Annotated in this window: 12 protein-coding genes; 3 read left to right on the plus strand and 9 right to left on the minus strand. The window is 47.2% G+C overall.

Translation table 11 applies throughout. From position 1 onward, the window contains the following. Positions 1 to 208: 208 nt before the first annotated feature. Entirely contained in the window at positions 209 to 667 is a 459-nt protein-coding gene (locus GXP69_RS08095) for an Hsp20/alpha crystallin family protein (protein WP_163914237.1), read from the plus strand. Between the two features lie 77 nt (positions 668 to 744). Here the strand turns inward: GXP69_RS08095 and GXP69_RS08100 are convergent, their stop codons facing one another. Continuing rightward, complete coding sequence (locus tag GXP69_RS08100; protein WP_163914238.1) at positions 745 to 1,029, minus strand: hypothetical protein; 285 nt, start codon at positions 1,027 to 1,029, stop codon at positions 745 to 747. Between the two features lie 536 nt (positions 1,030 to 1,565). On the opposite strand from GXP69_RS08100, the gene GXP69_RS08105 reads away from it, so the two are divergent. Together GXP69_RS08105 and rnk are read left to right on the plus strand one after the other, a co-directional pair. Then, positions 1,566 to 3,128, plus strand: a complete 1,563-nt coding sequence (locus GXP69_RS08105; RefSeq protein ID WP_163914239.1) for an FMN-binding glutamate synthase family protein — start codon at positions 1,566 to 1,568, stop codon at positions 3,126 to 3,128. Between the two features lies 1 nt (position 3,129). Continuing rightward, on the plus strand, positions 3,130 to 3,534 hold the full coding sequence (gene rnk / locus GXP69_RS08110; RefSeq protein WP_163914240.1) for a nucleoside diphosphate kinase regulator: 405 nt from the start codon (positions 3,130 to 3,132) through the stop codon (positions 3,532 to 3,534). Between the two features lie 88 nt (positions 3,535 to 3,622). Here rnk and hrpB read toward each other — a convergent pair whose 3' ends face one another. The 8 genes from hrpB to GXP69_RS08150 form a co-directional block, all read right to left on the minus strand. Next, on the minus strand, positions 3,623 to 6,169 hold the full coding sequence (gene hrpB / locus GXP69_RS08115; RefSeq protein WP_163914241.1) for an ATP-dependent helicase HrpB: 2,547 nt from the start codon (positions 6,167 to 6,169) through the stop codon (positions 3,623 to 3,625). A 241-nt stretch (positions 6,170 to 6,410) separates the two neighbouring features. Continuing rightward, entirely contained in the window at positions 6,411 to 7,904 is a 1,494-nt protein-coding gene (locus tag GXP69_RS08120) for an amino acid permease (RefSeq protein WP_163914243.1), read from the minus strand. A 114-nt stretch (positions 7,905 to 8,018) separates the two neighbouring features. Beyond that, on the minus strand, positions 8,019 to 8,378 hold the full coding sequence (locus GXP69_RS08125; RefSeq protein WP_163914245.1) for a hypothetical protein: 360 nt from the start codon (positions 8,376 to 8,378) through the stop codon (positions 8,019 to 8,021). 20 nt (positions 8,379 to 8,398) lie between these two features. After that, positions 8,399 to 10,135: an amino acid permease gene (locus GXP69_RS08130; protein WP_163914247.1), complete on the minus strand. Its 1,737-nt coding sequence runs from the start codon at positions 10,133 to 10,135 to the stop codon at positions 8,399 to 8,401. A gap of 15 nt (positions 10,136 to 10,150) precedes the next feature. Then, positions 10,151 to 11,245 (minus strand): lysylphosphatidylglycerol synthase transmembrane domain-containing protein, encoded by a 1,095-nt coding sequence (locus GXP69_RS08135; RefSeq protein ID WP_163914249.1) that lies wholly within the window; start codon positions 11,243 to 11,245, stop codon positions 10,151 to 10,153. Between the two features lie 9 nt (positions 11,246 to 11,254). Beyond that, positions 11,255 to 13,192, minus strand: coding sequence for a KUP/HAK/KT family potassium transporter (locus GXP69_RS08140; protein WP_163914251.1), 1,938 nt, complete (start codon positions 13,190 to 13,192; stop codon positions 11,255 to 11,257). Between the two features lie 89 nt (positions 13,193 to 13,281). Next, entirely contained in the window at positions 13,282 to 13,938 is a 657-nt protein-coding gene (locus GXP69_RS08145) for a DedA family protein (RefSeq protein ID WP_235925630.1), read from the minus strand. 102 nt (positions 13,939 to 14,040) lie between these two features. Next, positions 14,041 to 14,298: a hypothetical protein gene (locus tag GXP69_RS08150; protein ID WP_163914253.1), complete on the minus strand. Its 258-nt coding sequence runs from the start codon at positions 14,296 to 14,298 to the stop codon at positions 14,041 to 14,043. Positions 14,299 to 14,345 lie beyond the last annotated feature (47 nt).

The following is a 14,345-nucleotide window of genomic DNA, read 5'->3' on the forward strand; positions in this document are numbered from 1 at the left end:
CAGTATGGGAATTAATATAGTGAGCTGGGTTACTGATGCTATAGTTATACGGGGTTCAGGTTTAATGATCGGGGGTAGGCACTTGCTGCTATAGTTGGTGGTAAAACGGGTAAGCGTGTATTTTTAGAAAGTAACTGTTTTTAACAAGTAAATAGGGCGCTCGTATACAAAATCAGATAAATGTATAATCAAATGGAAAGGAGGTAACATGAGATCGCTAACCAGAAGAGATGAAAACAAACCTGCTGCCCGCAATATGTTCTCCGGTTTTTTCAGCGACATAGACCGCATGTTCGAAAACGATATGTTTCTGATGCCCATGCATCTGAACAGATTCGGCAACATGCCCGCTGCCAACGTACGCGAAACCGATAAAGAATATGCCATTGAACTTGCCGTACCCGGCATGAAAGGAGAAGACTTTGAAATAGAAGTTGACGAGAATATGCTGATGGTGAGCTGCCAGCAGGAAGCAGACACCAAAGAAGACAAGGAAGGTTACACCCGCCGGGAATATAACTATAGTTCGTTCAGCCGTTCATTCAGGCTACCGGAAACTATAGCAGAAGATAAGATTAAAGCACAATATACGAATGGAGTGCTGCATATTACTGTACCTAAGTCTGTGCCCAAAGCGCAGCGCCGTAAGCGCATAAACGTAGACTAACATCAGCGTAATCACAAAACAAAACGCCCCGGCAGGACAAACTGCTGGGGCGTTTTGTTTTCAGACTTTAAAAAGACTTATCTGCCTTTAGGATCTGTGCTGTCTTTGCCTAGTTGTTTAACTAATTTATTATAAACACCAAGCAGTAGGAAAGAAGGAGCCCACTGTCCGACAAACAAGGCTTCTTCGTCTTTTCTTAACACTTTAAGTGTAGCCGATACAGCCATAGAACCTAATGCTGCCCATAAGTAGATATCAGATGGTATTCTGGCTGTATACTCTTCGATAGCAGCTGCTACTGGTCCTTCCTGTTTCCTTGGGTTAAAGTTTTCTGCTTTGTTTTTAAGGTCTTGTGCTTCCATAGTTATATTTTGTTTATCGTTATTTACATTGATTTAAAAAAACGGATTAAGCTGTTTAAGGTTTGATTTCTTATAAATATTTGTAGAAATGAGCTCGTTAGCGCCAAGTGGAACAAAAGCTGAAATTAAATGTTTAAACAGTAGCAATGTGTTGAAAAAATGTGGCATAGTTATAGCTGCAACTACTTTTGAAGTGTGCACCGTATAATGGCACAAATAATCGTTGCTTTTAAGTAAAGTAACTGCTTACTTTGAACCACTTATTGAAGAATAGACTTGCTACCTTTTAGCATACATCTGACTGCTTTACAAATGCCAATAACAGGCCTTGTAACTACTTCGCATCACCTTTCGCTAAGTGATGTGCTGAATGGATATTGCCTGCACTTTTTCTCCGTTCCGAAAGACTTTAGCAAGTAAGCCGGAGCAGAGAATATCCGGCAAGCTCCCCGAATCCAACAGTGCAGTGTTGGTACCTATAGTTGCAGAAGCAACTGCACAGCTATAAACCTTAATATTTTTATTTAATCATTGTTATGTTAACCAAACTTAGCGTAAGGCAATTGCTGGCTGTTGCTTTTGCCGCCCTTTTTGCGCTTGTGTTGTTTTTAGGCTACCAACAACCGGCTTATTTGTGGCTTTTGGTGTTGCTCGTACCATTACAGGTGGTTTACTGGCACAACATACGGCAGCCTAAACATTCTATACTCCGCAATTACCCGTTGCTGGGCTATTTCAGATACCTGTTAGAAAGTATCCGCCCTGAGCTTCGCCAGTATTTCTTTGAGTCGGACTTGGATGGCAAGCCGTTTAACCGCCGGCAGCGTTCTATTGTGTACCAGCGTGCCAAAAACGTACGCCAGACGGTACCATTCGGAATGCAGACCGACAGCCAGGCCACTGGTTTTGAGTGGATTGCCCATGCTATGTTCCCGGTGCACATTCCGTCAGATGACCTGCGTGTAAAAGTAGGAAGCAGCCGGTGTCAGCAACCTTACGACTGTAGCATCTATAACATCTCGGCTATGAGCTATGGCTCGCTGAGTAAGACTGCTGTTACAGCCTTGAGTGCGGGTGCCAAGCTTGGTGGCTTTGCCCATAACACTGGTGAGGGTGGTGTCAGCCCGTTCCACATACAAGGTGGCGGCGACCTGATCTGGCAGATTGGTACAGGTTATTTTGGTTGCCGCGATAGCCAGGGTAATTTCTCTGAGAAACTATACGAAGAACAGGTATCTCACCCAAATATTAAGATGGTAGAGATAAAGCTGTCGCAGGGTGCAAAGCCTGGGCACGGCGGTATATTACCGGCTGCCAAGAACACGCCTGAAATTGCTGCTATCCGTAAAGTGGAGCCACACACTACAGTTGCTTCGCCTCCGGGACACTCTGCCTTTAAAGACCAGTTTACGATGTTATTGTTCATCGAAAAACTAAGAATATTGTCAAAAGGCAAACCTATCGGTATAAAGTTATGTATTGGTAATGAACTGGAGTTCGAGCGCCTTTGCCAGGAGATGATGCATAACCAGATTTTCCCTGACTTTATTACCGTAGACGGCGCTGAAGGTGGTACGGGTGCTGCACCACTTGAATTCACTGACAGCCTTGGAATGCCGCTTTACGATGCGCTTGCCTTTGTACAAACCATGCTGGAGAAGTACAAACTGCGTGACGAGATTAAGGTAATAGCGGCTGGTAAGATTATTACCGGTGTCGATATTATCAAAGCTGTTTCGCTGGGTGCTGATATTTGCTATAGTGCCCGTGGGATGATGTTTGCTCTTGGTTGCATCCAGGCATTGCAGTGCGACTCAGGACGTTGTCCGGTTGGTATTGCTACGCAGGATGAGAACCTGTATAAGGGGCTTGATATGGCGGATAAACGTGTAAGGGTGGCTAATTTCCACGGCAATACCATTAAGTCAACTATAGAAGTGATGGAAGCCTGCGGATTCGACAGCCTGGACAGCATTACGCCGGACAAGGTCTTCAGAAGAGTAGACTCAGGCAGAACGGTAAGTTTCAAAGATATTTATTTCAGTGAAACGAACGCTGGCAATGTCCTGAATGCGAACCATAAATTAATACTGAACTGATATGAACACAATTTATCTGACCGACAAAGATTACGAGCGTCTGCACAGTTTAGTGCAGGTGCAACGCCAGAACGGTGGTGCTGCTGCCGTTGATGGTTTATGCCAGGAACTGAAACGCGCTAAAGTAGTGCCAACAGAAGATATTCCGAAAGATATAGTTACGATGAACTCGCTGGTTCGCCTGAAAGATCTGAAAGGTGGTAATACGATGGAAATTACAGTAGTTTACCCGAAAGATGCAGATCTGGCGAGCCGTAAAATCTCTGTGCTTGCACCAGTTGCTACTGCTATACTTGGCTGCAAAGTAGGAGACGAAATTGAATGGCCAGCCCCGAAAGGTAATCTGTCTTATAAAGTAGAATCAATACTGTATCAGCCGGAAGCGGCAGGAGATTTATTCCTATAGTTTTTCCCCGCTCCTGATACGGAGTACTATTCTGTGTTCAGCATCTATAAAGGCCAAAGCCGCTATCCAGCGGCTTTGGCCTTTATAGTTAAATTGGTCTCTTTTTTGTGCCCCGTGTTGGTTCTGCTTCTAGTGGATTCTCAGGCCAGTAATGTTTCGGGTAGCGGCCTCGCAGGTCTTTCCGTACCTCAAAATATCCGTTTGCCCAAAAACTGCGCAGGTCGCGAGTTACCTGTACCGGCCTGGAAGCCGGCGAGAGCAGGTGCAGGAGCAAGGGGATTTTGCCACCACCAATTCGCGGTGTGTCCAGCATGCCAAAAACTTCCTGCAGGCGCACAGCGAGTACAGGTGTTGCAGGGTCAGTATAATCCAGCGCAATACGGGAGCTACTTGGTACCTGCAGATGAGTAGGGGCCAGTCGATCCATTTCCTGCCTTTGTTCCCAGTCCAGCGCGGAAAGCAGTATTTCATTAAAGTCCAGCTTACTGACCTGCTCTATAGTTCGCAGGCCAGTCAGGTGCGGCAACAGCCAGTCCTCCATCGTTATCTCAAGCTCCTCATCCGACAAATCAGGCCAGGATTCTGGTGCTAAAAAGTGCAAAAAGACTAGGCGCTGCCGTGTTTTTACAGCTTGTTCAGGCCAGGGTAGTCTTTCAAGTCCCTGCTCTTTTAGTGCCCGTAACAGTACATCTGCCACCTCTTCCGGGTCAGGCTTTGGTTGCGTGGTTTCTGCTAATAGCAGTGCTCCTAAACGTGTTATATTTCTGGCTATAATGCGCCCGGTTGCTGCATCAAATCTAATTTCATCCAGTTCTTCAGCCTGGTCTCCAAAAATCTCCATTAGCTCTGCTTTATCCAATGGAGCAGCCAGTAAAATCCTTGGTTGATTCCCGGTTTCCAGGTGGGCGATACTATAATAATCCGATTCGCTGAAAAGCTCGGTTGGCAAAGCAGCACGCTGGCCTGTTACCAAACGAACCCGACCGGATGCTTCGCGCTGGGCCAGGCGATCTGGGTAGGCGAGGGCCGTTAAAAATCCGGCAGCATCGGGTTTTATTTTTTCGCCGGTAGTGCGGGTGCGCTGCATCATATGCGTTGCCTGTTCTTTCACCCTTCGTAGCGCATTCTCATCTAGTACAAAGCCTGGCGTGGGCGGCCTTTTGCCAGTCAGTATTTCCAACCGAAGCACAAGGTCCGGCAGTACATTTCCTCGGGTAGTATCAACCTGTTTCAGTATATCTTTTTCTGATAATAAGGCGGAAAGCGCGCATGCTGTTGCGCCCAATCCGGCTTCTTTGCCACGAATGACAAGATGGCCAAGCCTCGGTGATAAGCCTAAAGAAGCAAGTGCTTTTCCATGTGCTGTTGCCTTGCCGTTCTCATCTATAGCTTGCAGGCGAAACAACAGGTCGCGGGCGAGGGAAAGCGCGGTAACAGGTGGTGTGTCAAGCCAATTCAGTTCGGTCGCATCTTTTACTCCCCAGATGGCCAGCTCTAGCGCCAGCCCGGTCAGGTCGGCTTCACAGATTTCGGGTAGTTGCCTTTCAGCCAGTTGCATCTGATCAGCATTAGACCATAAGCGGTAACATACACCGGGCCCTAAACGTCCGGCACGGCCACGGCGCTGGTCGGCGGCTGCTTTTGAAACAGGTATAGTTGCCAGGGTAGTAAGCCCGGTGCGTGGTACAAACCGTGGCACACGGGAATAACCACCGTCAACTACAATTTTTACACCTTCTATAGTTAAGCTTGTTTCGGCAATGCTGGTAGCCAGTACTATTTTGCGCCACCCTTTGGGAGCAGGCTGAATAGCGGCCATTTGTTTAGACAGTTGCAGGTCGCCGTGCAGAATGTGCAGGTCAATAGTTGGGTCCAGTTTTCCTTCCAATTGCAGCGCTACCCTAAGCATCTCACCCATACCAGGCAAAAAGACCAGTATATCACCTTCCGGCTCATCTTTTAATGCTTTCCTGATAGCTTTAGGAACGAGGTTAGTTAATCGTTCAGCTGGGCGGTTGCCGGCAGCTGCTACTTCAGCCTGTGGCAGGTAATGTGTTTCTATCGGAAATTGCCTTCCTTCGCTCCTAATCACGGGCGCATCTAACCAGGTAGCTATCGTTGTGGCATCCAGCGTTGCACTCATGATCAGAATCCGAAGATCTGGTCGTAGCACTGCCTGTGCATTTAAGGCCAGCGCCAGGCCCAGATCTGCTTGTAGGTTGCGCTCATGGTACTCATCAAAAATAATCGCCGCGATTCCTTCCAGTGCCGGGTCATCCTGTATCAGTCGGGTTAAGATGCCTTCTGTTACTACTTCCACACGGGTCTTTTCCGATACCACATGCTCCATTCGTACCCAGTAGCCTATCGTTTGCCCTACTGGTTCATGCAGCAGATCAGCCATGCGTTGTGCAGCACCACGTGTTGCAAGTCTGCGCGGTTCCAGCACGAGTATTTTGCCGTCGTTTCGCCACTCAGTTTGTAACAGAGCCAGCGGTACAAGGGTAGTTTTACCGGCACCGGGCGGGGCTTCCAGTACCACGCGCGTGTGGGTTTGCAATGCATTCAGAAGTCGAGGGAGCGCTTCGGTTACGGGCAAATCGGGTAAATCCGAAAAATTGTAAGCAGTAGACATAAAGCAAAGTTCTTAATTATGCATGAGAAAATTGCTGCGGCCTGCTGAAAGTATGCACTAGGGTATCTGTTACTATAAAATAAAACCGCCCAGTTGTGCTGAGCGGTTCTAAGGGAGTCTGTTGCAGTTTATTGTTTCTTTTTTCTAGCGGCTCTCCTGAAATAAAAGGTTAACAGGGTAAGGCCACTCAGGAAAATAATTAATTCCACTATTCCCATCGTTTAACTATAGTTTAAGCAGACTAACTTACTGGTATTTTGCCAGCCTGCTGTTCTTCGTTCTGCCTGCGTAGTTTACTATGTTTTCGTCCGTATGTAAAGTATACGATAATACCGATAACCATCCAGATGATTAATCGCATCCAAGTATCAAAGCCCAGGTTCAGCATCATGTATCCGCAGATCAGAATGCCCAGAATTGGCACAAGCGGAACAAAAGGCGTTTTGAACGGGCGTTTCAGTTCCGGGCTTGTGTGGCGGAGCATGATGATGCCAGCACATACTATAACGAAAGCCAGCAAGGTTCCGATGCTAACCAGTTCGCCAAGTAACCCGATGGGGAAGATACCAGCAATGGCAGCTGCAATAACACCGGTAACTATAGTTGCCACATACGGCGTATTGAAACGCGGATGTACTTTGCCGAAAAACGCAGGCAGCAATCCATCGCGGCTCATGGCATAGAAAATACGTGGCTGACCCATCAGCATTACCAACACAACAGAAGCAAGCCCAGCTATGGCACCAATGCCTGTAAAAAAGTACAGCCATTTAAGCGAAGGGCCCGCAGCTGTTAGTGCTACCAGCACCGGATCCGGAACGTTCAGGTTTTTATAAGATGTAAGACCTGTCAGCACTAGCGACATTAAAATGTATAGTAGGGTACAGATTCCCAGTGATGCCAGCATACCAACAGGCATATCGCGCTGTGGGTTTTTAGCTTCCTGGGCTGCTGTACTTACAGCATCAAAACCGATATAGGAGAAGAACACAATGGCGGCGCCCTGCACAATACCACTCCATCCGTAACGGGTGCTACCGTTTGGCAATATCTCCAGTTCCGGGATAAAGGGCTTCCAGTTAGCTGTATTCACATACTGAAAACCGAAGGCAATTACTAGCAGCACAATAGCAACTTTAATCACCACGATCAGGTTGTTGAACTTTGCGGATTCACGCATGCCTATAATCAGCAGTGCGGTAAATACCAGGATGAGGAATACAGCCGGCAAATTTACCAGTGTGCCGGTGGTAGTTAGGTTAGTACCGTCATAAGCAAGCGGAGCACTGGCAACTATAGCTGGTATCTCAATTCCGAGAGACCGTACCAGGCTGACGAAGTTGCCGCTCCAGCCAACTGCTACGGTAGCGGCACTGAACAGGTATTCCAGAATAAGGTCCCAGCCAATGATCCAGGCAATAAATTCGCCCAGTGTTGCATAGCCGTAGGTATAAGCACTACCGGCTACGGGTATCATAGAAGCAAATTCGGCATAGCATAAGCCGGCAAACAAGCAGCCCAGGCCCGCAATTACAAAAGAGAGTACGATGGCAGGTCCGGCCGCATTTGCTGCTGCCGTACCGGTTAACACAAAGATACCGGCACCGATAATGGCACCAATACCCAGCATGGTTAAGTTAGAGGCACCCAGGGTTCGTTTCAGGGTATGTTCCCCGTGTTCCGATTCCTTGATCAGTTTATCGACAGACTTTGTCGCGAAAAGGTTTTTAAGCATTGGTAAACTATAGTAAATGATACATAACATAAGCTTTGCCAACTATAGCGTAGCAGCAAAGGAGCACCTTATAGTTTATAAGACAGGAAAGGTGATTGAACTATAGCAACCTGATTAAGGAGCGTTGGGAAATATCAGGAACCGGGTAGATCCGGAAGCAAAAGCCTGTATTGTTTTTAGAGGCTTATGCGAAAGAATGGTAGCTTGGGAATGTGGTAGCCAGCGTAATGCGTTGTAAAATGGTAGGTCCGACTCCTCTGCGCCGGAACTGGTGCTTGTTTCGGAAGGCGCAACCCAGGCAACCGGATCGCTTTTCTCTTCGGGTGTAAGCTTTTCGTTATGCGCAGATGCGGAAGCAAAACTATTGTGCTGTGGTGCGTTTGTTTTCTGAAAAGCCGTGAAAACAGAAAAGCAAAACATAGTGGCCCACAGCAGCAGGAGCAGGGACGTTCCTATGTTTTGCTTTTTCATCATGTAGTTTACTTTAGTATGAACTATAGTTTGTGTCTGCCCAGCTTACTATTACGGTAACCATAAGCAAAGTATAAGATCAGACCCAGCACCAGCCAACCCAGGAAACGGCTCCAGTTCGTAATGCCGAGCTCGGTCATCAGGTACAGGTTGGTAAGCAAACCAAGCACCGGTATCAGCGACAGGTTGCGTTGTATAGAAAGCACCAGCATAATGGCAGCAACTATAATAAAGCCCAACAGCGGTAGTTTATGCTGAAACTCTTCCCAGCCACCTTCTGTGCTCAGTAGTGTGCTTAACGTCTCGGGGCTGTAAACCAGGATAAGTGTAACAACTATACCTAAAACCGGAGGCAGTGCATATTTAGCATTTATATATGGTACCCGGAAACCCTTGTGCACAACAGCCATCTCTTTTTGTTTTTCTTCCATTACCAATATACCTCCACACACTAATACGAAAGCAAAGAGCGTCCCGATACTTGTCAGGTCGGTTACTTCGGTCAGGTTCATGAACAGCGCAGGGATGGCCACTACAAAACCGGTAACTATAGTTGCAAACCACGGGGTTTTATACTTCGGGTGAATGCTGGAGAAGATCTTAGGCAAAAGGCCGTCGCGGCTCATGCTCATCCAGATACGTGGCTGGCCATACTGGAACACCAGCAGTACGCTGGCCATGGCCACAATGGCACTCACCGCCACTATACCAGCCATCATATCCATATCTACTCTGGAGAATACAAAGGCCAGCGGGTCACCAACAGCCAGCTCGTAATAAGGCACCATTCCGGTTAAGATCAGGGCCAGTATCACGTAAAGCGTTGTACAGATAATAAGCGCCAGGATCATGGCACGTGGCAGGTCGCGTTGCGGGTTCTCACATTCTTCAGCGGTGGTAGAGATGGCGTCAAAACCAATATAGGCAAAGAATACTGCGGAAACACCTTTCAGGATACCGGAAATACCGTTAGGTGCAAAAGGAGACCAGTTATCCGGATTCACATAAAATGCACCTACAACTATAACCAGCAGGATAACGATAAGCTTAAGCAATACCAGGAGATTTGCAGTGCGTTTCGATTCTTTGATACCAATATAAACCAGGTACGTGATCAGGAATGTGATACCCAGTGCCGGAATGTCTGCTACAAGCCTGAGGCTGCCAAGGGTAGGGGCGTTCAGCCAGGCCAGGTAAGCCTCTTGCAGGTAAGCTGGCAGATCAGTTAAGGCCTGACCCTGGGCCATGAGCTCGGTTGCTTCGGCAAAGCCGCGCGATGCACTCAGAAAATCCATGGTCAGGTATTCAGGTATGCCCATTCCAAGGCCCTGCAGCAAAGCCGTAAAATAATCAGACCACGAAATAGCCACAGCAATGTTACCAATAGCATATTCCATCAGCAGGTCCCAACCGATAATCCAGGCTACCAGCTCGCCAAACGAAGCATAGGCATAGGTATAGGCGCTGCCGGAAACCGGAATAGAAGATGCAAACTGGGCATAGCAAAGCGCAGAAAAACCGCATGCAATTGCTGTAAAAATAAACAGGAGCGAAACACCGGGTCCGCCGGCTGCACTGGCATTGCCTATTGTGCTGAAAATACCGGCCCCGATAATAGCCGCGATCCCAAAAGAAACCAGGTCTTTCAGGCGGAGTGTCCGCACCAGTTTGGTGCCTTGTATCGAATCATCCAGTTCATAATCGGCAAGGAGGGCCGTTCCGCTTTTGCGGCGGGTAATGTTCTGTAAAAATTGACGCATGTAGTATGGGTGTCTTTAAGCCATCTGCTGATGGGTAGGTTTCTCTATGGAGTCAGTGTTATTTTCAGGCGAATCTTTACTAAAAACCTGAACAACCCAGCGTGGTAATACCACCGCCCCGATGAGCAAGTACAGGTAATATGTTAGCAAACGATAGAGCAAGATAATAATAGTTGTGAAGCTCCCAATAAAAACACCGAAAAAAGCCGGAAAAGCCAATTCAGCAAAGCCTGCACCACCAGGCGTTACCGATACAAACAGCACAATCTTGTAAATCAGGTTTCGCGAAAAAATAATGATGTGATCATCAAAGGTCAGGTTTGTAAAAGCAGCAATCAGGCAGCCGATGATAATGTAGCGCGCTGTCCAGACAAAGAAGGTAGAAATGCTGGCATGCAGCCAGTAAGCCGTCTTTTTGGTGCGCAGGTGCTTCGAGGCAATAAGCAGTTCGTTGGCGTGCGTAAACAGCGCAATACGCCAGCGTTTGAACAGCTTTACCTGCCCCATGCGTATCATAAGGCGTTTTACGGCCTTCGGGTTAATGAATAGCGCATAAAACATGGTGAAGGCATAAAGCGCAATCAGCAAATACGAAATAAGGAAAGCAATGCCAATACTGTTGCGTAATGTTTCGCTGATGCCGGCAATATCCGGTATCAGCTGATCGCCTGCCAGCAAGATTACAACAGGCACAGCCAGCACAAAATACATATTATCGAGCATAGCTGTAACCATAACCTGAGCGATGGCCTTACCCAGCTGTATTTTCTCTTTAAAGAGGATGAAAGCCGCAATGGTAGACCCACCAACCACCGAAGGCAGCACACAGGAGGCAAACTCCCATAACATGATAACGTTGAAACTTTGCTTCCAGCTCAGGGCTTTTTCGGTAATGTACCGGATGCGGTACATGTAGCCGAAGTCGCGTATGAAAAGTACCAGTAACGCCATGCCCGCCCAGAAAAGATTAGCCTGCAGCAGTGTTTGCAACTGGCCGGGTTCATAGTTTTTGTATAACATGTAGCCCACCACACCCAGCCCGAGCAGCACAGGTAACAGAATGCGGCGCGCTGAGAATTTTTTCTGGAATTGCTCCTTCGTTAAAGCCATAATGTATAGTTAAGCCATTACACGTTTCAGCTCCGGCAGTTTTGCAGGGCTTATCACAAGTGGCACTTGCTCCACTTTCACAGAACTGGTATCCAGCCCAAACCACCTGCTCTCCGATATAGCGAACTTCTTAATATTGAAGTACCATTCCATTATCAGGCGATTTTTAAAGGGCAGATCGTTTTCGTAGGAGAGGAACTTCTCAAGAACCACAAACCGGAAATCCCCGATCCGGTTCTGCTTGCTGAGGGAGTCGTAGCGGCTGGTGATATCTACTTCGCCGTTGGCCACCAATTCTTCTACTACTTTTCTGAAAAACAGGTTGATGCGCTGTTCTACCCTGAAGCCCAGCTTAAAGTCAATGCGGATAACATGGCCAGGTTCTAGCTGCTTTACTTTATACTCCGAGGTAAACGGTTTGTCGGTTGTCTCAACGTGTACAAACCAATAAATGTCGGCACGTTTCGGGCGTTTCTGGAAGATCGAATAAATCACCTTCGATTCTACATCCTTTGGTTTCGGAGCGCTGGTCATAAACACCAGATGCGTACTGTATTTAGGGATGGTGTCATCGTCGCTCAGCTCTTTCAGCGCCGGAAGGTAATTTTTAAGCCGTACATATTCTGTTAAGTTACGCTTAATGTAGAAGGCTTTTATCCAGATATACATCACCGTAAGCAGCAGGCCGCCAATCATAATTGTTACCCAGCCTCCATGCGGGAACTTGCTCAGGTTTGCAACCATAAAAGCCAGCTCTATCGAGATATACACAGCAAGGAACAAGGTAACTATAGCTAGCGACTTAAACCTGGTGTACAGGTAATAGCTCATCAGGATGGTGGTCGAAAGCATTGCCATCGTTATAGCCATTCCGTAAGCTGCCTCCATGTTTGCAGACTCGCGGAAGTACAATACAATACCAATACAGCCTGCCCAGAGCAAACGGTTTACGCTAGGTACAAACAGTTGCCCTTTTTGCAGGGTAGGATACACCAGCTTTACACGAGGCCACAAATTCAACCGGATCGCTTCTGATATAAGCGTAAAAGAACCTGTGATCAGGGCCTGACTGGCTATGATAGCAGCTATAGTTGCAATGGCAATCCCGAACAACAGGAACCACGAAGGCATAATGCCATAAAAGGGATTTTCTCTCAGTACACTACCTTCTTTGGTCATCAGCCAGGCGCCCTGCCCCAGGTAGTTCAGCAGCAGGCATATCTTCACAAAGCCCCAGCTCAGCCTGATATTGGGTCTGCCGCAGTGGCCCAGGTCAGAATACAGCGCTTCAGCACCTGTGGTACATAAAAATACTGCCCCAAGCACCCAGAAACCTCCCGGGTAATTTATAAGCAGGTTGTATGCATAGTAGGGGTTTATTGCCCGCAGTATCTCAGGATGTTCTGCAAGCGATAAGCCGCCCAGCACGCCAAGCATCGTAAACCAAAGCAGCATGATCGGTCCGAAGGCCTTGCCCACAATTTCGGTACCGAAGCTCTGCAGCAGGAAGATGATGGTGATAATGCCGATAACTATAGGCACAGTTGGAATGTCCGGCTGTATGATACGAAGCCCCTCTACTGCAGATGAAACCGAGATAGGTGGCGTAATCATGCCATCGGCCAGCAACGCAGCTCCGCCAACCATTGCCGGAACTATAAGCCACGGCGCACGGCGGCGGATTAACGTGTAAAGCGAAAAAATACCGCCTTCGCCGTTGTTATCTGCCTGCAGGGTAAGCAGTACATATTTTATAGTTGTCTGCAGGGTAAGTGTCCAGAAAACGCAGGAAATACCACCGTATACCAACGTTTCTGTAATAGACGCGCTACCCAGAATGGCCTTCATCACATACAATGGAGAAGTACCGATGTCTCCGTATATAATGCCCAGAGAAATTAAAACGCCGGCTGTAGAAACAGCGCTGGTTTTAGATAAATTACTCATTATGGGATATCTAAGCTTAGCAGTTACTTACAATGAACAAGAAATCCGACGATGTCATAGCCGCTTTGTATTGATATGCTACAAACATGTTAAGCCTGCTTGCTGGCTGCCATACGCTGTTTAATAATGGTATAAATAGGTGGCATCAACGATATGAAAATGATACCCAGTATCAGCAGCGAGAAGTTGGAGCGCACCGTAGGCAGGTTTCCAAACATATAACCCATCATCATAAAGAACACTACCCAAACAAAAGCACCTACAACGTTAAAGACCAGAAAGCGCTTATAGTTCATGTTTCCCATACCCGCTACAAAAGGCGCGAAAGTGCGCACGATAGGAACAAAACGGGCATAAATTATCGTGCGGCCACCGTATTTTACATAAAATTTTTCGGCCTGTTGCAAGTGCGATTTGCGCAGGAACCAGTAGTCTTTATTATAAAACCTGCGGCCAAATTTATTTCCTGTAAAGTAGTTAAAAGAGTCGCCAAGAATTGCCGCAAATATTAACAAACCCTGTAGGTACCATACATTCAAATCAGAAGATGGCAGCGCAGCAAGTGCACCTAATGCAAAAAGTAAGGAGTCGCCGGGTAGGAAAGGCGTAACTACCAGGCCTGTCTCACAGAAAATAATAATGAAAAGGATGAGGTATATCCAGTTCTCGTACTGATTTAACAGTTCTACCAGGTGCTGGTCGATGTGCAGAATAAAGCTGATCAGGTGCTGAATGAGCTCCAACATAATAATTGTTAAAGGTTAAGGATGAGAGATAAAGGTATACCGTCGGCCTCTGAAACAGCCTTGGTACGGATGCTATAGTGTGTCGGATAAAATACAGAGCATTTAGGGACCGGCTGTAAAGATAGTATGCAGGCCATTCTCTTTTAAAGCAGATGCCGGGGAAGCAACTATAGCCAGTTCAGTAACATCAGGTGAATGGGGGATTTGCTGCAGTAATTGCTGGTTAACCGGCACAAGTTGGTCTTTTGCCAGTTTCAGAATTGCTTCGCTTTCGGCAACTATAGTTCCTGTTGTAAACTTGGATACAGGTCCATCTGATTCCGTTTCCTGCAGCAATGCCAGCAACCGGCTGTCAGGCATAGAAGTTGCAGCATGCAGAGGCATAACCAGCACGCTCAACAACATCA

Source organism: Pontibacter burrus, assembly GCF_010686685.1.
Classification (GTDB): Bacteria; Bacteroidota; Bacteroidia; order Cytophagales; family Hymenobacteraceae; genus Pontibacter; species Pontibacter burrus.